Source organism: Rhodoferax sp., from assembly GCF_037143375.1.
Taxonomy (GTDB): Bacteria; Pseudomonadota; Gammaproteobacteria; order Burkholderiales; family Burkholderiaceae_C; genus Rhodoferax.
Genome location: NZ_JBAWYV010000004.1, coordinates 1 through 23,920 on the forward strand (window position 1 = coordinate 1; position 23,920 = coordinate 23,920).

Consider the following 23,920-nt stretch of genomic DNA (forward strand, 5'->3'; position numbering starts at 1 on the left):
GGCGGTTGATCTCGAAGTGCTCGCGCAGTTTGCTGCGGAAATCGCTGCGGCCAAAACCGTCGGTGCCCAGCACTTTGTAGGTGCGGCCCTTCGGAATGAAGGAGCGAATCTGCTCGGCATAAGCCTTCATGTAGTCGGTCGAAGCCACCACCGGGCCGGTCGAGCCTGCCAGTTGTTGGCCAACGAACGGCACACGTTGCTCATCAGCAGGGTGCAGCAGGTTGTAGCGCTCAGCGTCCTGACCGTCGCGAGTCAGTTCGTTAAAGCTTGGGCAGCTCCAGACGTCGGCGGCGATGCCCCAGTCTTGTTCCAGCAAGGCTTGCGCCGCAATCGATTCGCGCAGGATGGTGCCGGAGCCGAGCAACTGCACCCGCATGGTGTTGGCTGCATCGGTGGCAGGCTTGCACAGGTACATGCCCTTGATGATTTGCGCTTCGGTGCCCACGGTGAGACCGGGCATGGGGTAGTTTTCGTTCAAGAGCGTGATGTAGTAATACACATTCTCTTGGCGCTCCACCATGCGCTTCATGCCTTCGTGCAGGATGACGCCAACTTCGTGTGCAAAGGTCGGGTCGTAGCTGATGCAGTTCGGAATGGTGCCCGCCAGAATGTGGCTGTGGCCGTCTTCGTGCTGCAGGCCTTCGCCATTGAGCGTGGTGCGCCCGGAGGTGCCGCCCAGCAAGAAGCCGCGTGCCTGCATGTCGCCAGCGGCCCAAGCCAGATCGCCAATGCGCTGGAAGCCGAACATGGAGTAGTACACGTAGAACGGCACCATGATGCGGTTGTTGGTGGAGTACGACGTGGCCGCCGCAATCCAGCTGGCCATGCCGCCTGCTTCGTTAATGCCTTCTTGCAGAATCTGGCCCGCTTTGTCTTCGCGGTAGTACATAACCTGGTCTTTATCAACCGGGGTGTAGTTTTGACCGGCCGGGTTGTAGATGCCGATCTGGCGGAACAGGCCTTCCATACCAAAAGTACGGGCTTCGTCTACCAATATTGGCACTACGCGGGGGCCGAGCGCTTGGTCACGCAAGAGCGTGGTCAAGAAGCGTACATAGGCTTGGGTGGTCGAAATTTCGCGGCCTTCCGCGGTGGGTTCAATTACCGACTTGAAGGTTTCCAGCGACGGCACGGTAAATTGCTCGTCGGCCGTGACGCGGCGGTGGGGCAAGTAGCCACCCAGTGCCTTGCGCTGCTCGTGCAGATACTGCATTTCAGGGGTGTCATCCGCCGGTTTGTAGAACGGAATGTCAGCAATCTGGCTGTCAGGAATCGGGATGTTGAAACGGTCACGGAAGATCTTGATGTCGTCATCGGTGAGTTTCTTGGTCTGGTGAACGTTATTCTTGCCTTCACCGCTCTTGCCCATGCCAAAGCCCTTGACGGTCTTGATCAGCAGCACACTGGGTTGGCCGGTGTGGTTCACGGCGGAGTGGTAAGCGGCGTAGACCTTTTTCGGGTCATGGCCGCCACGGCGCAGCGCCCAAATTTCGTCGTCGCTCATGTGGGCGACCATTTCAAGCGTGCGTGGGTCACGGCCAAAGAAATGTTTGCGCACATAAGCGCCGTCATTGGCTTTGAAGGACTGGTAATCACCGTCCAGCGTGTCCATCATCAATTTCTTGAGTGCGCCGTCTTTGTCACGCGCCAAGAGTGGATCCCACTCGCTGCCCCACAGCAGTTTGATAACGTTCCAGCCGCCGCCACGGAACTCGCTCTCGAGTTCCTGCACAATTTTTCCGTTGCCGCGCACCGGGCCATCGAGACGCTGCAAGTTGCAGTTGATGACAAAAATCAGGTTGTCCAGATTTTCACGGGCAGCCAGGCCGATGGCGCCGCGGGATTCAACTTCGTCCATTTCGCCGTCGCCGCAGAACACCCAGACCTTGCGGTTGGACGTGTCAGCAATGCCACGGGCATGCAGGTACTTGAGGAAACGAGCTTGATAGATCGCCATCAGCGGGCCAAGGCCCATCGAAACCGTTGGGAATTGCCAGAAATTGGGCATCAGCTTGGGATGCGGGTAGCTCGACAGACCCTTGCCATCCACCTCCTGGCGGAAATTGAGCAACTGGTCTTCGGTCAGGCGGCCTTCAAGGTAAGCGCGGGCATAGACGCCGGGCGATACATGGCCTTGGATGTAGAGGCAATCGCCGCCGTGGTTTTCATTCTCGGCGTGCCAGAAATGATTGAAGCCGGCGCCAAACATGTGGGCCAGTGAGGCAAAGGAACCAATGTGACCACCGAGGTCACCGCCATCAACGGGGTGGTGGCGGTTGGCCTTGACCACCATGGCCATCGCGTTCCAGCGCATGTAGGCGCGCAGGCGCTCTTCAATTTCGATGTTGCCTGGGCAACGTACTTCGCTGTCAGTAGGGATGGTGTTGATATAGGCGGTGTTGGCTGAAAACGGCATGTCGATGCTGCTTTGACGCGCATGGCCCAGCAATTGCTCCAACAAATAGTGAGCGCGCTCAGGGCCCTCACTTTGAATGACGGCGGACAGAGCGTCCATCCATTCACGGGTTTCCTGACTGTCCGCGTCCTGCGGGAGCGAGCCGGTGATGTTCTTGGGATCTACTGACATGTTGTCTCCTGGGTTTTTTTAACTCACGAATATTAGTGTGATTCAACACATTGCATCGTGAATTAATTTTCGCATATTTTTAGTAAATTTCAAACTATGCTTTTTGATTTCATAATGCAAAATTAATTCAACATTCCTGACTGATGCCTGTCAGCACAATTGACAAGCCTTGCTTCACAGCCCAAATCCAGTGTCACCTACACTAGGAACCATGTTTTTTAACCGCCTGATCAACGCCTTGCGTCTCAAAGATTTGCACCCCGCTGCAAGCCTCAAAAATTGGTGGCACCGGTTGTCGCCACACAGCCAGGATCGTTTTGCAGCGCTGGCGCCGCTGGCCGCCGTGCTCTTGTTTTTGGCCGCCATCGTGGCAGCGTTCGGCTATTTGCGACTCGAAGAAATTGACCGCGAACATGAAGCCGTTCAGCGCGATGTGGAGTACACCCATCAGCGTTTGCGCCTGCGCCTGCTGGAGCGTCAAGAGCAACTGATGCTCATTGCCCGCGAAATAATCAACCACGAACTCGATGTGGATGAGTTTCAGAGTCGGGCCGAGGCCATGATCAACCAGTACCCCGAAATGCAGGGCCTGACCTGGATCGATGAGCGCAAGAGGATCAAGGCCAACTACGGCTCTGCCAGCCTCTCGCCCAACCAGATCCGCACCGTCGGCAGCACACTCAAACTCGATGAAACGGAAAGCAATTACAGCCTCACGCGAGAATTGCAGCAACCCATTTACTCGCAAAGCATGGCCGCAGCAGACACGCCCGCCACCCTGCAGTTGCACATCCCCTTGATTGACCGTGCCGGTTTTTCAGGGGTATTGCTCGCCGAGTACTCGGTCGATGGTTTGTTTCGCTACGGGGTTCCGGCAGAGGTTTCCGCCCGGTACGCCATTTCATTTCATGATGCCAATCAGGGTCTGCTGGCAGGCACCAGCATTCCGACACGCAAACGCAACCTGCTGCCTTGGGACAGAGCCGCCAACATTTACCAGGTACCCGTGTCGCCGGTGGGCAATGGTCTGGTAATCCAGGGGCAGGCCTACCGCACGTCGTTGGGCGTGATCGGTAGCGCACTTTTCTGGCTTGTGGTGGTGCTGAGCACCATGACGGCGTGGATGTTGATTGCCAACTGGCGCCACAGCCGGCGGCGCCTGCAAACACAGCACGCGCTTGAGTCAGAAACGGTATTTCGTCGGGCCATGGAAAACTCCATGCTCACGGGCATGCGGGCGCTTGACTTGCAGGGTCGCATTACCTATGTGAACGCCGCTTTTTGTCAGATGACCGGTTGGAGCGAGAACGATCTGGTGGGACGCGTGGCGCCGTTCCCCTACTGGCCGCAGGACGACCGCGATCTGTTGACCTCCCGACTGGAGGAGGAACTCTCGGGCAAGACCCTCGCGGGGGGCATTCAAATGCGCGTCAAGCGACAAGACGGCACACTGTTTGACGCCCGGCTCTACGTCTCTCCTTTGATCGATGCCCGTGGCCTGCACACGGGATGGATGACCTCCATGACCGACATCACCGAGCCCAATCGGATTCGTGAGCAATTGTCCGCCTCGCACGAACGATTCACCACGGTGCTGGAAGCGCTGGATGCGTCCATTTCGGTTGCCCCCCTGGGCAGCGACGAGCTGCTTTTTGCCAACAAGCTCTACCGGCTCTGGTTTGGCACGCAGGCAGGTGGGCATCTGCAACTGGCCGCCCAAGCGGGGGTACCGGCACCCGCACACAGCGACGAGCCGCTTGACAACGTGGATGCCTATGCAGGGCTCCCCGCCAACGCGCTGGCCGAATCCGAGGCCGAAAGCGCCGAGGTCTATCTGGAACCCCTGGGCAAATGGCTGGAGGTACGCACCCGCTACCTGAGCTGGGTCGATGGCCGATTGGCCCAGATGGTCATTGCCAGTGACATCACGGCCCGACGAGTGGCAGAAAAACAATCGGCGGCCCAAACCGAGCGCGCTCAAACAGCCAGCCGTCTGATCACCATGGGCGAAATGGCGTCGAGCGTGGCGCATGAGCTGAACCAACCGCTGACCGCCATCAACAACTACTGCAACGGCATGGTGTCGCGCATCAAATCCAAACAAATCACTGAAGAAGACTTGTTAGGGGCGCTGGAAAAAACCGCCAAGCAAGCGCACCGGGCCGGCCAGATCATTCAGCGCATCCGCTCTTTCGTCAAACGCAGCGAGCCCAACCGCACCCTGTCTGAAATCAGCAACATGGTGGATGAAGCGGTTGAACTCGCCGAGATCGAACTGCGCCGACGCAATGTGCGCCTCACTTACTACGCAGCGCCCCGCATGGCGGCCTTGATGGTGGACCCCATTTTGATTGAGCAGGTGCTGGTCAATCTGCTCAAAAATGCCGCTGAATCCATTGACTCGGCCCAACGACCGACCGCCCTGCGCAACGTCAAGTTGCGGGTGGTGCCCAAGCTGGTGGATGACAAGCCGGTGATTGAATTCACCGTCACGGACACCGGCCCGGGGCTGGCGCCTGAAGTTTTGGCACGTTTGTACGAAGCTTTTTATTCAACCAAGGCCGATGGCATGGGCATTGGCTTGAGCTTGTGCCGCTCGATCGTTGAGTCGCACATGGGTCGGATGAAAGCGGAGAACCTCTACAATGGCGCCGAATTGACGGGGTGCTGTTTCTCCTTCTGGATCCCAGTGACAGAAATATTGCCGTTGGCAGCACAACCCGTCGAACTACAACCAAGGACGCCAGAGTAAACATGAGTTTGATACCCAAAAAAGGCACGGTTTACGTGGTGGATGATGACGAAGCGGTCCGTGATTCGCTTCAATGGTTACTGGAGGGCAAAGACTACCGGGTTCGATGTTTCGAGTCGGCAGAGTCTTTTTTAAGCCGTTATGACGCCCGTGAAGTGGCCTGTTTGATTGTGGACATCCGCATGGGCGGCATGACCGGGTTGGAGCTTCAAAGCCGCCTGATCGAGATCCACTCGCCACTGCCGATTGTGTTCATCACCGGCCACGGCGACGTGCCCATGGCGGTGGACACCATGAAAAAAGGCGCCATGGATTTCATCCAGAAGCCCTTCAAGGAAGACCAATTGGTGTCGCTGGTGGAGCGCATGCTCGACCAGGCCAAAGACTCGTTTGCCGAACACCAAAGTCAAGCCAGTCGGGGCGCCCTGATGGCCCGCCTGACGCTTCGTGAGTCTCAGGTGCTGGAGCGCATCGTTGCCGGACGCTTGAACAAGCAGATTGCCGACGACCTCGGCATCAGCATCAAAACCGTGGAAGCGCACCGCGCCAACATCATGGAGAAACTCAACGCCAACACGGTGGCAGACCTGCTGAAAATCGCGTTGGGGCAAACCGCCGCCAAAACCTGACCTGAATCAGTTAAGGACAGAGCAAAATTACTGCTTAATGATTGGTCTGTCCTGCAATGACTCATATTTTCATAGCTACTCACGCCCGCCCCATATGGACTAGCGGGCTTTTTTATTTATAGAACTGAAATCATGACACTACCCCAAACCGCTCAGATCATTGATGGCGTGGCGCTCTCGGCGCAACTTCGCGCTGACATCGCCACCCGCGTTATCGCGCTCAAAGCCCGCGGCGTCACGCCCGGCCTGGCGGTAATTCTGGTGGGCGAAGACCCGGCCAGCGCGGTCTATGTGCGCAACAAGGTCAAGGGTTGCCTGGACACCGGCGTGCATTCGGTGTTTGAGAAATTTGAGGCCACGCTGTCTGAAGCTGATCTGCTGACCCGAATCGCCGCCCTCAATGTCGACCCCACGATTCACGGCATTCTGGTGCAAATGCCCTTGCCCAAGCACATCAACCCGCACAAGGTGATTGAGGCTATTTCCACCAGCAAGGACGTGGACGGCTACGCCACCTTGAGCGCAGGTGAATTGATGACCGGTCAACCCGGCTTTCGGCCCTGCACGCCTTACGGTTGCATGAAACTCATCGAGAGCACCGGCATTGATTTGCGCGGCAAGCACGCTGTCGTCATTGGCCGCAGCAACACCGTGGGCAAACCGATGGCGCTCTTGCTACTGCAAGCCAATGCCACGGTCACGGTCTGCCACAGCGCCACCGCTGATATCGGTTTTCACACGCGTCAGGCTGACGTGGTGGTGGCCGCCGTGGGTAAGCAAAATGTATTGACCGCCGACATGGTCAAGCCCGGTGCCATCGTCATTGACGTGGGCATGAACCGCAACGCTGAGGGCAAGCTGTGTGGTGACGTGGATTTTGCCGGCGTCAAGCAAGTGGCCAGCCATATCACCCCCGTACCGGGTGGGGTTGGCCCCATGACTATTACCATGTTGTTGGTCAACACCCTTGAAGCGGCGGAACGCGCCGCCAAGTAGAGAAACTGATTTTGACAACCCAGCCCCAACGAATCCGGACACATGAATAATCCTCTGCTATCTTTTGACGACTTGCCGCTCTTTGACCAGATCACACCAGACCATGTGGGGCCCGCCATTGACCTGCTGCTGGCCGATGCCAGTACCGCGCTGGAGGTTGTCACAAAGCCTGAGTTCGTGGCCCGTTGGGAAAATATTGCCAGCGTGCTGGATGTAGCCACCGAAAAGCTCGGGCGCGCCTGGGGTGCGGTCAGCCACTTGAACAGCGTGGCCGACACGCCTGAGTTGCGCGCGGCTTATAACGAAGCCCTGCCCAAAATCACCGAATTCTTCACCCGCCTGGGTGCCGATGAACGCCTGTACGCCAAGTACAAGGCGATTGACCCGGCAACACTCAACACCGAGCAACGTCAGGCGCATAAGAACGCCATGCGCAACTTTGTGCTGGGGGGTGCCGATTTGGTCGGTGCAGACAAAGAGCGATTTGCGGCCATTCAGGAGCGTCAGGCCGAACTCAGCCAGAAGTTCAGCGAAAACGCACTGGATGCCACCGATGCCTTTGCTTATTTCGCCCAAGAATCAGAATTGGATGGCGTGCCGGACGATGTGAAACAAACGGCCCTGGCAGCGGCCAAGGCCGATGACAAGGAAGGCTACAAGCTCACGCTCAAGATGCCTTGCTACTTGCCGGTCATGCAGTTTGCCAAAAGCAGCGCCCTGCGCGAAAAACTGTACCGGGCTTACGTCACCCGCGCTTCGGACCAGGCCGACGTCGAGGCCCAAAAGTTCGACAACTCAACCCTGATTGCCGAAATACTGGCCTTGCGCCTTGAAGAATCTAAGCTCTTGGGCTACCAAAATTTTGGTGAACTCTCGGTGGTGCCAAAAATGGCCGAGTCGCCCGCCCACGTCATTGCCTTTTTGCGCGACCTCGCCACCAAGGCCCGGCCTTACGCCGAAAAAGACCTGGCCGACCTTCGCGAGTTTGCGGCGCAACAGCTGGCCCTGGCCGACCCACAAGCGTGGGACTGGCCTTTTGTCAGCGAGAAACTCAAGGAAGCACGCTACGCCTTCAGCGAACAGGAAGTCAAGCAGTACTTCACAGCCCCCAAGGTGCTGGCAGGCCTCTTCAAGATTGTTGAATCCATGTTTGACGTGGCGATCAAAGAAGACAAGGCACCGGTCTGGCACCCGAATGTTGCGTTGTACCGACTGGAACGGGCCGGCCAACTGGTGGGGCAGTTTTACCTGGACCCGGCAGCCCGCAAGGGCAAGCGCGGCGGCGCCTGGATGGACGATGTGCGCGCACGCTGGCTGCGCCCGGACACGCATCAACTGCAAACGCCGGTCGCCCATCTGGTGTGTAACTTTGCCGATGGCGTGGACGGCAAGCCCGCGCTGCTCACGCACGACGATGTCACCACCCTGTTTCACGAATGTGGACACGGTCTGCACCACCTGCTGACGCAAGTGAACGAGCGCGATGTCTCCGGCATCAGCGGCGTGGAGTGGGATGCGGTGGAGTTGCCCAGCCAGTTCATGGAAAACTTCTGCTGGGAGTGGGATGTTCTCAAGGACATGACCGCCCATGTCGACACCGGGGAACCCTTGCCGCGCACCCTGTTTGACAAAATGCTGGCGGCCAAAAACTTCCAGAGTGGCATGCAAACCCTGCGCCAAATCGAGTTTTCCTTGTTTGACATGCTGCTGCACACGGCCCATGACCCGGCGCTTGACCTGATGCCGCTGCTGGCAAAAGTCCGTGCCGAGATATCGGTATTGCAGCCACCGGCCTGGAGCCGCACGGCCCATACCTTCAGCCATATTTTTGCCGGCGGCTATGCGGCGGGCTATTACAGTTACAAGTGGGCCGAGGTGCTGAGCGCCGACGCCTACGCCGCATTTGAAGAAACGGCGGGGCTTGATGGCTTGCCAAATGCGCAGACCGGTAGAAAATACAGGGAGGCCATTCTGGAAGCCGGTGGCAGCCGTCCGGCGATGGAGTCCTTCAAGGCGTTTCGTGGGCGCGAGCCCAATCTGGACGCCTTGCTACGCCATCAGGGCATGGCCGAACAAACGTAACGGAGAATTCCATGACAAGAATCATGTTCAAACCCAGCCTAAATATTCTCGCCGCTTGTGCCCTGCTGGGCAGTGCGGCACTGCTGCTGGCAGGCCAGGTACAGGCCCAGACGGTATACCGTTTGGTCGGGCCCGATGGAAAAGTCACGTATTCCGACAAAGCGCCAGCCCCTTCTGACAACGCAACCGCCACCGGTCCCGGTGGTAAACCCCTGGTTAATGGCGGCGCGGCGCTGCCGTTTGAGTTACGCCAGGTGGCCAGCAAGTACCCAGTGACGCTTTACACCGCCAACAACTGCGCCCCTTGTGGTTCTGGCCGTGCTTTGCTCAGTAGCCGGGGCGTCCCGTTTACCGAGAAAACAGTCAATACAGCAGAGGATGCTGAAGCCTTGCAGCGCATTAGTGGCGAGAGCTCCTTGCCGTTTTTGACGATTGGTGGCCAGCAGATCAAGGGCTTCTCGGATTCCGAGTGGACGCAGTTTCTGGATGCCGCAGGTTACCCAAAAACCTCGCTGTTACCGGCCAGTTTCCGCAACGCGGTCGCAACGCCATTGGTGGTGCTTCAAAAACCAGCCCCCCCCGCCAAAGCCGAAGAAAACCAGCGGGCGCCCATGCCGAGCAGCCCCCCCGTGGACACCCGATCCAACCCGGCGGGCATTACTTTTTAATCTATCGGCAAGTAACGCTGGCGCGTTCAGAAAGTCAGCGTTTTAACGCCGGTGGCGGTGCCCAGCAAACACACCTTGGCTTTTTGATGGGCAAACACTCCCACGGTCACCACACCCGGCCACTGACTCACCTGTGACTCAAACGCCAGCGGGTCGGTAATTTTCAAGCCCAGCACATCCACAATGATCTGGCCGTTGTCGGTTACCAGCGGTTGGCCTTCCTTCAAGCGAATGTGCGCTTTACCGCCCATGGCAGCAAACTGCTGCATCACGCGTTTGGCGGCCATCGGAATCACCTCAACCGGTAGCGGAAACTGGCCCAGAGTTTCAACCAGCTTGGACTCATCGGCAATACAGACAAACACCTTGGACTGCGCCGCTACGATTTTTTCGCGTGTGAGCGCCGCACCCCCGCCCTTGACCATGTTGCCCTGGCCATCAATCTCGTCAGCGCCATCGATGTAAACCGACAACTCCGCCACCTCATTGGAGTCAAACACCGGAATGCCCAGCGCCTTCAAACGTTCGGTGCTGGCCACTGAGCTGGAAACAGCGCCCTTGATCTGATCCTTCATGGAGGCCAGCGCGTCAATGAATTTGTTCACGGTAGAACCCGTGCCAACACCGACTATTTCGCCCGGCACCACATACTGCAGCGCCGCTTGACCGACCAGGGTTTTGAGTTCATCTTGAGTAAGCACAGGGGTGTTGGAGGGTGTGAGGTTGGTCATCTGAGAAAATGGGGTGAGTTACAAGAAATTTCAGGAATTATCCATGTCTCTCATCCCCTACGCCCTCGCCCGTCCTTTTATATTCAGCATGGATGCCGAAACGGCCCACGAATTCACCATGCACGCCTTGGCGCGCGCCCAAGGCACGCCTTTGCAACTGGCTTATTGCGAAGGCCGGGTCGATGATCCAATTCAGTTGGCCGGACTCACGTTTCCCAACCGGGTGGGCCTGGCCGCCGGGCTCGATAAAAATGCCAAGTGCATCGATGGCTTGGGCGCCATGGGTTTTGGTTTTATTGAAGTCGGCACCGTCACACCCCTGGCCCAGCCCGGCAACCCCAAGCCGCGCATGTTTCGTTTGCCCAAGGCCAACGCGCTCATCAACCGACTGGGGTTCAACAACGAGGGGTTGGAAGCTTTCATTGCCAACGTCAAGCGCTCCACCTTGTACCAACAACGCCAAAATGCGGGCGAAGGTAAAAAAATGCCGATGCTGCTGGGTCTCAACATCGGCAAGAACGCGGCCACGCCTATTGAGAATGCCACCGACGACTACCTGATTTGTCTCGATGGCGTCTACCCTTATGCCGACTACGTGACGATCAATATCTCCAGCCCTAACACCAAAAACCTGCGCGCCCTGCAAAGCGACGAAGCACTGGATGGTTTGCTGGGCGCCATTGCGCAACGCCGTGAAGTGCTGGCCGCTCGCCATGGCAAACGCACCCCGTTGTTCGTCAAAATCGCCCCTGATCTGGATGAAGCGCAAGTGGCGGTGATTGCCGCCACGCTCAAACGCCACGGCATGGACGGCGTGGTGGCCACCAACACCACCCTGAGTCGCGATGCCGTCAAGGGCTTGGCCCACGCCGAAGAGACTGGCGGCTTGTCGGGGGCACCCGTGCTGGAAATGAGCAACCGAATCATTGCGCAATTGCGCAGTGCCTTAGGCAAAGACTATCCCATCATCGGGGTAGGCGGCGTTTTGAGCGCGCAGGATGCCGTGAGCAAAATCAAGGCCGGTGCCGATGTGGTGCAGATATACACCGGTCTGATCTACAAAGGCCCGGCGCTGGTAAAACAGGCCGCTAATTTGATTAAAAAGACCTTCTAGCCCCCGTGTAATATGCGTGAGCAGCTATTTTATTGATAGTATTTTTTTTCATAAAAAGGACGTTCATGACCCAACTTGCCATTGAAAATACCCGAATTGACACCGAAATCGGCGACGGTATTTCATTCACAGTGGATATTCAGGGCGTGGCGCATCGGTTTTTTGTCAGTCGAGAAACATTAGGAAACCTGGAGCACTCGCTCCTGGCCGACAACCACGGCATGGTGGCTTCGTTTGTGCGTCAGGACGCCAAAATAAAGCAAGCCATCACCAACACCCTGAAATTTGGAGTCAGTCCCAACATCACGTTTTTGAAAGCAGCATTTTTTTGATAAAGTCGCAAACCTTTATCTTGGTAAATATGCAAAATTGGTCAGAATAAGGCCAACGTTCTACCAAACTTAAAACTTTTTCTTGGTAAACACCGCAACCCAAAAAGTGATTGAACCGTGGATAACAAAATTATTGAACAAGCTACAGCCTTTGTGCGCAAGCAAATAGCCAAAAACAATGACCACATCCCGGAGTGGGGAAAGTTCCAGAAGTTGGTTGAGGAACATTTGGAAGATGGCTTTAAACTGAAATTCAAGATGCCTCCTGAATATCAATACGCCTACTTGCGCGGTAAGGGCTTAAGCCATTCGGACAGCCTTGAAGCCATGGGAATCGATAGCAAAGCGTCCAACGCAGAGGCACCACGTCAGAAAATCGTGGCAAAAAAAAGCTTTTGGAAATTTTGGTAAACCGTCCTACTGCACTTTCTCGATCACTTTTCATGGTTAACAGGGATGTCATCAAAATATCAATAAGCTTCCAAGCCGGGTCCTTTTGAATTTGACTTACTAGAAGAGGCTGCTTTCCCTGATTTTTTGGCTGGATGACGTGCTTTAGTGTTCTTTTTCGTCGCTTGCTTAGATTTTTGATGTTTCGCTTTGGCTGAAGCGTTGGAACCCGGGGGAGATGAGGCTGCTGCGGAAGCTTGGGCGAACGATAGTGAAGCCACTGCTGAAAGCAAGACAGCAGCAAATAGGGTCTTAATAATTTTCATGTTACTCAGTCCGTCAAGTAAAAATTTGCGCAAAGAATAATTATCTACTGCACCACCCTTGCACGGCCTGATCAGATTGCATTAAGCACTTAAGTGGTTAGGATTGCTGTGAACTGACTGATTAAATGAACACCGCTCAACTTTGCCTTACGCGTCACGGCGAAACCGACTGGAACAAGCGTGGCATTTTGCAAGGCTGGCTTGATGTTCCGCTCAACGAGCAAGGACGCAAACAAGCACACGAGTTGGCTCAAAATCGAATCAATACGGGTTTTTCGGCAGTTTGGTCGAGCCCCTTGCTTCGCGCACAAGAAACAGCAGAAATAGTGGCCAGGGTTTTGGGGCTCCCGCCGCCCTGTTGTCATGAAGGTCTGAAAGAAAGACATTTCGGTGCTATCCAGGGCATTCCGAAAAGCGAATTAGCAGAACTGAATCCAGCGTTGCTCGAACAGATTCTGCGACGCAACCCCGCAGCCGAGTTTGTGGGCGGTGAATCCATGGAGGAATTTTCTGATCGTTTGATAGCGGCGTGTACAGAAATTGGTTCGCGTCACCGCGGAGTTCGGGTACTGGTTGTAACCCATGGCTGGGGTTTGGACGTCGTGACGCGCCACGTCAGCGGCCTGCCTCGCAATGCCGTTCTCCAAGTGAAGCCTGCAAACGGTGACAGCGTTTGGGTTGAAGTGTCGAACCGCGTGCTTGCCGCCCAGAGGGTTTGACGCTACGCCATGACCGCTTGTATTGAATTCCCCGGGTGAGTTAGGCCAGCACCCCTAATGATTGTTGCAGTGCAACATATTTCTACTTTTAACCAAGTATCGCCTTTACAATTCATTCATGCTGCACTGCAACATAAATAGCTTTCAGGGCTTTTTAGAGCAAGCACCAGATTCAACCCATCAATTAACGGATTACAAAATGAACACTACCGCTGCACAATTTATCGAAACCAACAAAGCCAACCTGCAAGCACTGGAAAGCATCACCAGCCAGGCATTTGCTGGCGTGGAAAAACTGGTCGAACTCAACATGGCCGCTTCCAAAACTGCCGTGGCCGAGTCCATGAGCCATGTGAAAGCTGTTCTGGGCGCCAAAGATGCTCAAGAAGTGATTGCTCTTCAAACTGCTATGGTCAAGCCTTTGGCTGACAAATCTGCTGCTTACGCAGAACAAGTCAAGTCCATCGTGACTGACAGCAGCGCTGAATTGACAAAAGCTGTTGAAGCCAAAACCGCAGAAGCCAAAAAAGCTTTCAGCGGCGTGGTTGAAAACTTGACCAAGAATGCGCCTGCAGGTAGCGAGTCTGCTGTTGCAGCCTTCAAAAATGCGATGACTGCTGGTCAAAACGCCATTGAGTCCGCACAAGCTCAAGCCGCTAAAGCAGTGGAAACAGCCAAGTCCAACTTTGCCGCTGCAACGACTCAAACCGTTGACGCTGTCAAGAAAGCCACTAAAAAGGCTTAAGTGCTGATGACCTTTGGGTCATGACTTTCAAACGGCACCTCAGGGTGCCGTTTGTGTTTTCGTAACAGGACATTCTCTATGTTTACTGAAGTAACCCGAGCCGATGCATGCGTTGCGTTGCTGGCCGAAGTCGATTTCAAATGGCTCATGACAGGTCAAGGTCGCTGGATTGACTTGGCACGTTTTCATAACGACGCCGCTTACTCATCCGAATTACTAGAAGTGGCACTTGCCTCTCAATCTTTCGCTTTGCGCGATTGCGCAGCTTTGCTGCAGATACATTCTAAAAAATAGCCAGTAAAAAATCCGAATTGCGCTCTTTGAGTCATTTCGGGTTGAATGAACCGTCAATACGGCATGATGAGGGATTAGATTCAGTCAATATATCCTTGACGAAAACACCCTATTGCCCGGCGCTTCGCCTGCTTTCATGAACTCCATCGCCCCTCTCGTTTTACAGCCAGGCTTCATTGCCTTTCACAGCAACCGCGCCGAAGACCTGGCTGAGGTCGTGATCAACTGGTTCCGCCGGCACCCCCTGAATCCGCTTGAAGAAGAAGTCATTCTGGTGCAAAGCAACGGCATGGCCGAATGGATCAAGATGGAGCTGGCGCGCATCGGTGGCGTCTGTGCCGCCACCCGGGTTGAGTTGCCCTCGCGTTTTCTGTGGCGCACCTACCGGCAGGTGTTGGGCCGCAATGCGGTCCCCAAAGACTCCCCCTTGGACAAGGTTCCAATGATCTGGCGCCTGATGCAGTTGCTGCCGGCCTTGATGACGGAGCCTGACTTTGCCCCCGTAGCGGGTTTTCTCCAAGCAGACGAGCCCGACCGCATGCTGCAACTGGCTGCCAAACTGGCCGATCTGTTTGACCAGTACCAAAACTACCGTGCCGATTGGCTCGATGCCTGGGCCCAAGGTAAAGATCACCTGATATTGGCGAATGGCGCCATCACTGAATTGCCACCCGAGCAGCGCTGGCAGCCGCAGTTGTGGCGCGCAGTGCTGCAGACATTGGACGCGCAACAGCAGCAATGCATCCGGCCCCAATTGCATCAGCGGGTCTTGGCGCGCCTGGAATCGGGGGAACCGTTGGCCAGCAAAGTGGCGCAACGGGTGATTGTGTTCGGCATGAGCCAGATCCCCTGGAGCACCTTGCAGGCGTTGGCGGCCTTGGCGCCGCACAGCCAGGTCATGTTGGCGATCCCCAACCCGTGCCGCTTTTATTGGGGCGACATCATGGATGGCCGTGAGTTGCTGCAATCAGTGCGCAGGCGCCAACCCTTGCGCCAGGGTCGGGAGCTCTCCACCCTGCCACTGGAAGATATGCATGCCCATTCCCATCCGCTACTGGCGGCCTGGGGCCGCCAGGGGCGCGATTTCATCCGTCAGCTCGATGTCTTTGACGATGCCGAGCAAAGTCGCCTCAAGTTCGAGCTGGCCCGCATTGATTTGTTTGATGAGACCGAGGACGACGAACAAACGCCCCTGCTCAAGCAGGTGCAAAACCGCATCCGTGACTTGGTGCCGTTAGCGGACCACATTGCAACGCCATTGGCCGCAACTGACCACTCCATCGTCTTTCACAGCGCTCACAGCAAAGTGAGGGAACTCGAAATTCTGCACGACCAACTGCTGCAATTGTTGGCCGAGCCCGCCAAGGAGGTGGCCCTGAACCCGCGTGATGTGATTGTGATGGTGCCCGATATTGAGCAAATGGCGCCCGCCATCCGGGCGGTCTTTGGCCAGTACAAACGCGGTGATGCTCGTTTCATTCCGTTTGACATTGCCGACATGAGCGCCAAAACCAGTAGCCCGTTGATTGGCGCGCTGGACTGGTTGCTGCGACTGCCGCAACAGCGTTGCTGCATGAGCGAACTGGTTGATCTACTGGAAGTGAACGCCATAGCGGCCCGTTTTGGCATTGATCAGGGGTCCCTGCCGAAGCTCACCCAATGGATGGTGGGGGCCGGCATTCGCTGGGGCTTAAACGTAGAGCATCGCGCTGATTTGGGTTTATTGGCCTGTGGCGATCAAAACAGTGCCTGGTTTGGTCTGCGCCGCATGTTGCTGGGTTATGCCAGTGGCATGGTGGCGGTGGACGAACCCCTGGGCAACTTCAACGATATTGAACCTTATGCCGAAGTCGGTGGCCTCGAAGCGGAATTGGCCGGCTCGCTGGCCCATCTGTTGCAGGCGCTGGTGAATTGGTGGAGCGTGTCCAGCACACCGGCGACCCCCGCGATCTGGGCGGAACGAGGCCGGAATTTACTGGCTGAGATGGTCAAGGCCGAATCAGAGACAGACAAGCAGGCGCTCAGCGCGCTTGAAGACGGGCTGGTGGCTTGGCAACTGGCCTGCGAGCAAGCCAGTTTTGCGCAAGAGGTGCCACTGATTGTGGCCCGCTCAGCCTGGATGGAGGCGATGGAAGTTCCCAAGCTGAACCAGCGTTTTCAGGCCGGTGGTGTTACTTTTTGCACCTTGATGCCGATGCGCGCCATTCCGTTTGAAGTGGTTTGCTTGCTGGGCATGAACGATGGCGAGTACCCCCGGCGCAGCATGCGCAGCGACTTCGACCTGATGGGCTTGCCCGGCACCTCGCGCCCGGGAGACCGCTCGCGCCGTGATGATGACCGCCAATTGATGCTGGAGGCTTTGCTGTCAGCGCGCCGACTGTTTTATGTCAGCTGGTGCGGGCGCAGTGTGCGCGACAACAGCGAACAACCGCCCTCAGTATTGGTGTCGCAATTGCGGGATTACTTGAATGCGGGCTGGGGCCAGAACGTGGTGTCAGACCGGACCACCCACCATCCCCTGCAACCGTTTAGCCGGCGGTATTTTGAAACCGGGAGCCCTTTGGTGACCTATGCCCGGGAGTGGCGGGCGGCGCATGAGCACCAGGAGTCGGAAACTGCCGATGCTGCACAGCAAAATGACGACCCCAAAGCCATCGCACCGCTACCCGCCTTTGTGCCGGACGCCAATATCCCGCTAACGCTGATCCAGTTGACCCGCTTTCTGCGTAATCCGGTGAAAGCCTTCTTTCGACAGCGCTTGCTGGTGACTTTTGAAGAAGACCAGGAAGAGAATGCTGACGAAGAATGTTTCGCAGTTAACGCCCTTGATGAATACGGGCTGATCCAGGCTCTGCTGACCACGGCACAGACCCATGATGCACAGGAGCAAGACAGTGTCACGCACGCCCTGAACCAACTCAGAATTGCCGGTGAGTTGCCGCTGAAAGGGCTGGGAGAACTTAAGCAACAAACGTTGCAAGAAACCCTGAGCACGATGCTACAGGCTTGGCATACCGCGCAGGCCCGCTTTCCGTACCCGGCTGATCGGCAATCGGTTCGATTGCAAACGGGCGATGTGGTGCTGGAAGACTGGATCGACCACTTGAGCCTGGGCGAGTGCCTGAGGGACCCGGTGCCCGGTTCAGAAACGGGCATGACCACCGCCTGGCTGCAACTCGACCCCGGCAAGCTGCTGGAGAAAGCCAAGAAGCCAGCGGCCCGCCGCGACAAACTGCTCGGCCCGTGGGTGCGCAGCCTGGCAATTTCGGCCAGTGGCATCTGCGCTCACGGCGTTCTGGTCGGGCGCGATGGCGTGCTGGACATCTCGCCCATGCCTCAGGACGAAGCGCAGGAGACCTTGAGCCTACTGCTGTCTATTTGGCGAGAAGGCATGAACGCAGCCCTCCCCTTACCACCCAAAACGGCACTGGCCTGGTTGGCGGAGAAAGATGCCGCATCGCAATACGATGGCGGCTACATGATCAGTGGTGAGTCGAACGAGCCCTGCCTGGCCCGCATGTTCGCGGACTTTGAGGCCCTGACTTCGGATGGCCGCTTCGAGGCGTTGGCGCAGCAAGTTTATGCGCCGCTCTTGTTATGGGCGACTGCGCACGTAACGGCCCGCTTTCACAGCACCGAGCCCGTGTTTGATGAGCGTGCCGCATGATGACTTTTCAGATTCAACAGGAACAAGCGTCCATGACCCTTCCCATGAGCGAGCCCGCCAGCCAGGTGCTGAACGCAGCCACCTTTGACCTCTGGGGTAGCCGCCTGATAGAAGCCAGTGCCGGCACCGGCAAAACATGGACCATCGCGGCCTTGTACTTGCGTCTGGTGCTCGGTCATGGCGGCGCACATGGATTCGTGCGCCCACTAAGGCCCTCCGAGATTCTGGTGATGACATTCACCCGGGCCGCCACGCGGGAACTGTCAGACCGGATTCGCGAGCGATTGCTTATTGCGGCGCAATGTTTTCGGGACGAAAAACTACCTGACCCGGGCGACACCTTCCTGATCAGCTTGATGGCCGACTACGCACCAGGAACAGAACGCAACCGCGCCGCTTTTGCCTTGGCCATGGCGGCTGAAAGCATGGACGACGCCTCAGTGCACACCATTGATGCCTGGTGCCAACGCATGCTGAAAGAGCACGCCTTTGACAGCGGTTGTTTGTTTGACGAAGAACTGGTGGCGGATGAAGAAACGATGCGCATCGAAGCCACCCACGATTACTGGCGCCAGGCCTGCTACCCCCTGACTCCAGAGCCGCTGGCCCAAGTGCTGACCATTTGGAGTGGCGTCGACAAACTCAGTGCTGACCTGCGCGACCTGATGAGCCAGGACATCCCGGCACAGGCTGGGCAGGGGACACTGGGAGAGGTGCTGACCGAAGCCACTGCGCAGCGTGCTGTCGCCCTGAACCAACTCAAAGTCGGTTGGGCGGTGCGGGCTCAAACCATGCAGGACTGGCTCAACAGCCAATTGCCAGCCAAGGATCATGGTTGGAAAACGCTTAGAAAAGCAGATTTCGAAACCTGGTTGGGCGCGCTTAAAGATTGGGCTGAAAGCGATATCGCGGAAACCCCGCAACAAAAAATGGGGAAAACGGCCTGGGAACGCTTAACACCCAGTGGCATGGAAAAGGTGCGCCTTGCCGGGGCCGCGTACTTGCATTTGCCGTCTGAGTTCTCTGAATTTCTTGAACTTCAAACCGCACTCGAGAAGCTACCAGAGATCAGCGTGGCCGTAAGACTGCATGCTGCGGCTACGGTCGCCCAACGGCTGTTGCAACTCAAACGCCAAAGTGCCAGCTTCGGTTTTGCGGACATGCTGCACCGGCTAAACACCGCACTGGCTGGAGAAAATGGCACGCGCTTGCGTGAGCGCATTCTGGCCCAGTATCCGGTCATCCTGATTGATGAGTTTCAAGACACCTCGCCTCTGCAGTACCAAATTTTTGACCATATCTACCAGACCGAATCCAATGATCCCCACAGTGCGTTGCTGCTGATCGGCGACCCAAAACAGTCAATCTATGGCTTTCGTGGCGCGGACATCTACAGCTACTTGCAAGCACGCCGGGCCACCGCAGGGCGTCATTACATGCTGGAGACCAATTACCGCTCGACCCAGACCTTGATCGAGGTCGTGAACCACTGGTTTGCCCAAGCCGATGACGCACGCAGCGAAGGCGCCTTCATGTACCGCCAGAGTGACGACAACCCATTGCCCTTCGTCAAGGTGCAGGCCCACGGCCGCACAGAACAACTGGTCAATGCTCGGGGGCCGGTGCCCGCCATGACGCTGGTGCATGACCTCGAAATTCGCAATTCGGACGGCATGCGCAAGCTGTTTGCCGCTCGCTGCGCGGAGCAAATCTCAGCCTGGCTCAACGACAGCCAAGCTGGTTTTGCTACCGCCGGTGTCAACGGCGAAGCGGCCAGCTTCAAGCCGCTACGCCCGGCAGATATTGCCATCCTGGTGCGCACCGGCAAGGAAGCGGCTGCCGTAAGGCGCGAACTCGAACGTCGTCGAATAGCCTCGGTGTACCTGTCCGACAAAGACTCTGTCTTTGACAGTAACGAGGCACAGGACCTGGTGCATTGGTTGCGCGCAGTCGCCACGCCGCAGGATGTGCGACTGGTGCGAGCCGGTCTTGCCACTCGCACTGTGGGTTTGAGCCTGGATGAATTGGGCTGGCTGGCCAACAACGACGACGCCTTTGATGCGCGCAGCGAACAATTGCGCCAATTGCGTACTGTCTGGCAAATGCAGGGTGTGTTGGCCATGCTGCGCCAAACCTTGCATCAGCTGGGGTTGGCATCACGCTGGCTCGCTGCCCCCGATGGCGAGCGCAAACTGACCAATTTTTTGCATCTGGCGGAGTTGCTGCAAACAGCGAGCAGAACCCTCGACGGCGAGCAATCCCTGATTCGCTGGTTGCTCAATGAAATGAGCGAAGGGAGTTCCCAGAGCGATGACCAGGTCGTGCGACTCGAAAGCGATGCCGATCTGGTCAAGGTCATCACCATTCACAAGAGCAAGGGCTTGGAATATCCCCTGGTATGTTTGCCCTACGCCACCAGCTACAGAGCCAAAGACAACAGAACGACCAGTTTCGTCAACCTCGCCAACGCGGCAGGTCAGCGCGAACTGCTGCTGCAGTTCAGTAAAGATGAACTGGCACTTGCAGACAAAGACCGCCTGCGCGAAGACCTGCGTCTGCTGTACGTGGCACTGACCCGCGCCCGCCATGCCTTGTGGGTGGGTTTTTCAGCGCTTAAAACCGGCAACAGTGAGGCCTGCATCTCCCACCACAGTGCCGCCGGTTATTTGCTCGGTGGCACCGACCCGATATCGGCCGCCGACTGGCTTATTCCTTTGGAAAAATTTGCCTCCAACTGCCCTGCGGTGGTGCTGCAACCGGCCGCACTCTCTACCCCCTGCACCGCATTGAGTCGCAGCCAGGCAGAGGTCGCGTTACATAGCCATCCCCCTTACCAAGCTGACTTCGAGCGCCATTGGACGATCGGCAGCTTTTCTCGCCTGGCCAGGGATCTGACCCCAACCTGGGCGGCATCAGCCTTGTCACCGCTCCAAACGCCCAGACCGGCGGACGATGAGTTGGAATTTAGTGCTGACGTTCAGCAAGCCCTTGAACGTGCGGCGAAACTTGCCAACCCTGCGGCATGGCACAAGTTTGCGCGCGGCGCTGAAGCCGGCAATTTTCTGCACAATCAACTTGAATGGCTGGCGACTGAAAATTTCACCTTGGCTGGGAGCGAACCGCTGGCCACGCGTTTGCAACGCCGCTGTGAACGCGCCGGACGTGGCGCGCAGGCGCAAGAGGTTGTGTCCTGGCTCACTGATGTAGTGCAGACCACGCTGCCGGGCCCGAACACCGCACTGGCCGATCTGGTTGATGTCTTGCCGGAGATGGAATTCTGGCTGCCGGCAAAACATATGGAGGCCAAAGAAATCGATGCCCAGTGTCGGCTTCACCTGTTGCCGGGGGTGGAACGGCCTGGCTTGGTAGAGCGCCAGTTGCATGGCATGTTGATGGGTTTTGCCGACCTGGTGTTTGAACACCAAGGCAAATACTGGGTGCTGGACTACAAGTCAAATCATCTGGGCGAAGACGATGCAGCTTATGACCATGACACGCTGGCCCATGCCATGGCCAAGCACCGCTATGACGTCCAGGCGGCCATTTATCTGTTGGCCCTGCATCGCTTGTTAAAGCAGCGACTCGGGCGCAGTTACCGCCCCGAGGACCATCTGGGAGGAGCGGTGTACCTGTTCCTGCGCGGCATCAAGGGGCCGCAAAACGGGGTTTATCTGATTCCCGCCTGCCTACCCTTGCTCGATGCCCTTGATGCCATGTTGGGCGAAGAGGCCTTGCCAGCATGAACAGCTACACGATAACCCATGACCCGAGCCTTGCCATGACCGCCACCTTGATCGCCGCCCCTGACCACGCGGCTAAATTGCCGGTCAATCCGTTGAGCACCCTGCACAGTTGGGCCGACAAGGGCTGGTTGCGCCGCCTGGACAGCGCACTGGCCGCTTTTATGCACGAACTCGATCCTGCAGCCTCGCCCGTCTTACTGGTGAGTTCCGCCGTCTTGGCACAAATGGAGGGGCGTGGCCACACCTGTCTGCCCCTGCGCCTGCTGGTGACACAACCCGATGAAGTGCTGGCCTGGCCCGCGGCGGCCCAAGATGATCTGAAAGCCTTGTGGCAAACCTTGCCCACCAGCTTGTCAGACTGGCTGGCCGCCTTGCTTGAGAGTCCCCTGGTGCGCTCGGTTACTTTGGTCCAAGGCGAGGATGCAGTGCAAGCCCAAGCGGATCGTGGCCAACCTCTGGTGCTGGGGGGCACCACAACCGAACCTTTGCTGTATTTGCGCCGTTACTGGCTGCATGAATGTCAGGTGGCCAGCGAGGTCTTGCACCGAACGGCGGCGAGCCAGACCATAGATGAAGCCTTGGCACGCCAATGGCTAGACCGTTTGTTTGATCCAACCGCCACTGACGTGTCTGCGCCAAAAGAGGTGGATTGGCAAAAGCTGGCCTGTGCGGTGGCTTTGCGCGCCAGCCTCACCGTCATCACCGGTGGCCCAGGCACGGGCAAGACGTACACCGCAGCCCGACTGCTCGCCTTGCTGTTGGCCACGGATAAAGAGCCTCAGCGGTTGCGCGTCGCGCTGGCAGCTCCAACCGGCAAGGCCGCAGCCCGACTGCGTCAGTCGATTGATGCGTCCTTGCAGGAGTTGAGCAAGCGTCTGGGTCAGGACCTTGATCTGGAAACGTTTACCAAACGCATTGGCGCCGCAAGAACCCTGCACTCCTTGTTGGGTGCCCGCCCCGACACCCGTCAGTTTCGTTTCAATGCCAACCACTTGCTCGATGTGGACATCCTGATCGTGGATGAGGCATCAATGATTCATCTGGAGATGATGTCGGCCTTGCTGCAAGCCATGCCGCCTGGCGCCAAGCTGATCTTGCTGGGTGACAAAGATCAGCTGGCCTCTGTGGAAGCTGGTGCCGTGCTGGGTGATCTTTGTCGGGATGCCGGTAACGGGCATTACGACCTGGAGACAGCCCGTTATGCGCTGGCGGTGACCGGCCAAGTCCTGCCGAATGAGTTTCTCGCTCCCAGCACCCAAACCACCCCGTTGGCGCAGCAAACCGTCATGCTGCGCAAGAGTCGCCGCTTTGGCGGGTTGATCGGACAACTGGCGCTGGCGATCAATGGTGGTAACAGCGAATTGGCCCAGTCATTGATCACGCACGATACGACGGCGGTATTGCAGGCGACCCACCATCCGAGCGTCGAGACGGTCTTGAACTTGGCGGTCCGTGGTCGCCCTGGTGCGACTGCCTGTTTTGCGGATTATTTGCGCCTCATCAGCGAACGCCCTGTCCAAGCGCTGCAAGACACCAGCAGTCACGACACCTGGGTCAAAACTGTGTTGGTAGCTTTTGATCGTTTTCGTCTGCTGTGCGCGGTCCATGACGGAGATTGGGGCACCCGCAGTTTGAACCAGTCGATCCAGAAGGCCTTGACGAGTGCGGGACTTTTAAATCCAAAGGGTGAATGGTTTGTGGGGCGACCGGTCATGGTCACCCGCAACGACCCGGAACTCGGGGTTTTTAATGGCGATGTGGGGGTGGCACTGCCAGGCACCCGGGGCGCCACCGCCCTGCGCGTCTACTTCCTCGATGGCGACAGCTTGCGCTCCGTCGGGGTGAGCCGTCTGGCTTATGTGGAAACTGCTTTTGCCATGACGGTTCACAAGTGCCAGGGCTCCGAGTTTTTGCATACGGCCTTGGTGCTGCCACCGGGTGGTGCCAAGATCTTGACGCGTGAACTTATTTACACCGGCATCACCCGTGCGCGGGAGCGTTTCACGCTGATTGAGGGACAAGCGGGTCTGCTGCAACAAGCCATCGTTCGGCAATCTCAGCGGGCCAGTGGACTGGGCTTGCAATTGGAGAATCCAGCCTGCTTTTGATCAGCTAGCGTGTGACGTCGGATTAGGATAGTGGTAC

17 protein-coding genes are annotated in these 23,920 nt (G+C 57.2%); 14 read left to right on the forward strand and 3 right to left on the reverse strand.

Annotated features, from left to right (window positions below; genetic code table 11):
* Window positions 1-2,587 (reverse strand): pyruvate dehydrogenase (acetyl-transferring), homodimeric type (gene aceE / locus WCG50_RS01135; RefSeq protein ID WP_336897716.1); only part of this gene is annotated, 2,587 nt, incomplete at its 3' end.
* 211 nt (window positions 2,588-2,798) lie between these two features.
* On the opposite strand from aceE, the gene WCG50_RS01140 reads away from it, so the two are divergent.
* The 5 genes from WCG50_RS01140 (at window position 2,799) to WCG50_RS01160 (ending at window position 9,714) form a co-directional block, all read left to right on the forward strand.
* On the forward strand, window positions 2,799-5,339 hold the full coding sequence (locus tag WCG50_RS01140; RefSeq protein WP_336897717.1) for a PAS domain S-box protein: 2,541 nt from the start codon (window positions 2,799-2,801) through the stop codon (window positions 5,337-5,339).
* 2 nt (window positions 5,340-5,341) lie between these two features.
* On the forward strand, window positions 5,342-5,968 hold the full coding sequence (locus WCG50_RS01145; protein WP_336897718.1) for a response regulator: 627 nt from the start codon (window positions 5,342-5,344) through the stop codon (window positions 5,966-5,968).
* Window positions 5,969-6,100: 132 nt separating this feature from the next.
* Window positions 6,101-6,964 carry a bifunctional methylenetetrahydrofolate dehydrogenase/methenyltetrahydrofolate cyclohydrolase FolD gene (gene folD, locus WCG50_RS01150; RefSeq protein ID WP_336897719.1) on the forward strand — a complete coding sequence of 288 codons (864 nt, stop codon included), beginning with the start codon at window positions 6,101-6,103 and terminating at the stop codon, window positions 6,962-6,964.
* 42 nt (window positions 6,965-7,006) lie between these two features.
* Window positions 7,007-9,046, forward strand: a complete 2,040-nt coding sequence (locus WCG50_RS01155; RefSeq protein WP_336897720.1) for a M3 family metallopeptidase — start codon at window positions 7,007-7,009, stop codon at window positions 9,044-9,046.
* A gap of 11 nt (window positions 9,047-9,057) precedes the next feature.
* On the forward strand, window positions 9,058-9,714 hold the full coding sequence (locus WCG50_RS01160; RefSeq protein WP_336897721.1) for a glutaredoxin family protein: 657 nt from the start codon (window positions 9,058-9,060) through the stop codon (window positions 9,712-9,714).
* 26 nt (window positions 9,715-9,740) lie between these two features.
* Here the strand turns inward: WCG50_RS01160 and rpiA are convergent, their stop codons facing one another.
* Complete coding sequence (gene rpiA, locus WCG50_RS01165) at window positions 9,741-10,445, reverse strand: ribose-5-phosphate isomerase RpiA (RefSeq protein ID WP_336897722.1); 705 nt, start codon at window positions 10,443-10,445, stop codon at window positions 9,741-9,743.
* Window positions 10,446-10,488: 43 nt separating this feature from the next.
* On the opposite strand from rpiA, the gene WCG50_RS01170 reads away from it, so the two are divergent.
* From WCG50_RS01170 to WCG50_RS01180, 3 genes are all read left to right on the forward strand, one after another.
* Window positions 10,489-11,559 carry a quinone-dependent dihydroorotate dehydrogenase gene (locus tag WCG50_RS01170; protein ID WP_336897723.1) on the forward strand — a complete coding sequence of 357 codons (1,071 nt, stop codon included), beginning with the start codon at window positions 10,489-10,491 and terminating at the stop codon, window positions 11,557-11,559.
* 65 nt (window positions 11,560-11,624) lie between these two features.
* Window positions 11,625-11,891, forward strand: a complete 267-nt coding sequence (locus WCG50_RS01175) for a hypothetical protein (RefSeq protein WP_336897724.1) — start codon at window positions 11,625-11,627, stop codon at window positions 11,889-11,891.
* 117 nt (window positions 11,892-12,008) lie between these two features.
* The gene (locus tag WCG50_RS01180) at window positions 12,009-12,302 is read left to right on the forward strand and encodes a hypothetical protein (RefSeq protein WP_336897725.1); all 294 of its coding nucleotides are present in this window, start codon (window positions 12,009-12,011) and stop codon (window positions 12,300-12,302) included.
* Window positions 12,303-12,361: 59 nt separating this feature from the next.
* On the opposite strand, the gene WCG50_RS01185 is transcribed toward WCG50_RS01180, so the two are convergent.
* Window positions 12,362-12,607: a hypothetical protein gene (locus tag WCG50_RS01185; RefSeq protein WP_336897726.1), complete on the reverse strand. Its 246-nt coding sequence runs from the start codon at window positions 12,605-12,607 to the stop codon at window positions 12,362-12,364.
* 125 nt (window positions 12,608-12,732) lie between these two features.
* On the opposite strand from WCG50_RS01185, the gene WCG50_RS01190 reads away from it, so the two are divergent.
* From WCG50_RS01190 to recD, 6 genes are all read left to right on the forward strand, one after another.
* On the forward strand, window positions 12,733-13,326 hold the full coding sequence (locus WCG50_RS01190) for a histidine phosphatase family protein (RefSeq protein ID WP_336897727.1): 594 nt from the start codon (window positions 12,733-12,735) through the stop codon (window positions 13,324-13,326).
* 199 nt (window positions 13,327-13,525) lie between these two features.
* Window positions 13,526-14,071 carry a phasin family protein gene (locus WCG50_RS01195; RefSeq protein WP_336897728.1) on the forward strand — a complete coding sequence of 182 codons (546 nt, stop codon included), beginning with the start codon at window positions 13,526-13,528 and terminating at the stop codon, window positions 14,069-14,071.
* A gap of 78 nt (window positions 14,072-14,149) precedes the next feature.
* Window positions 14,150-14,365, forward strand: coding sequence for a hypothetical protein (locus tag WCG50_RS01200; RefSeq protein ID WP_336897729.1), 216 nt, complete (start codon window positions 14,150-14,152; stop codon window positions 14,363-14,365).
* A gap of 136 nt (window positions 14,366-14,501) precedes the next feature.
* A complete protein-coding gene (recC, locus tag WCG50_RS01205) occupies window positions 14,502-18,032 on the forward strand; it encodes an exodeoxyribonuclease V subunit gamma (protein WP_336897730.1) in 3,531 nt (1,176 codons plus the stop codon).
* A complete protein-coding gene (gene recB / locus WCG50_RS01210; RefSeq protein ID WP_336897731.1) occupies window positions 18,029-21,775 on the forward strand; it encodes an exodeoxyribonuclease V subunit beta in 3,747 nt (1,248 codons plus the stop codon). The genes recC and recB overlap by 4 nt, the downstream gene beginning before the upstream one ends.
* Entirely contained in the window at window positions 21,772-23,883 is a 2,112-nt protein-coding gene (gene recD, locus WCG50_RS01215; RefSeq protein ID WP_336897732.1) for an exodeoxyribonuclease V subunit alpha, read from the forward strand. Before recB ends, recD begins: the two co-directional genes overlap by 4 nt.
* The last annotated feature ends 37 nt before the right edge of the window (window positions 23,884-23,920 follow it).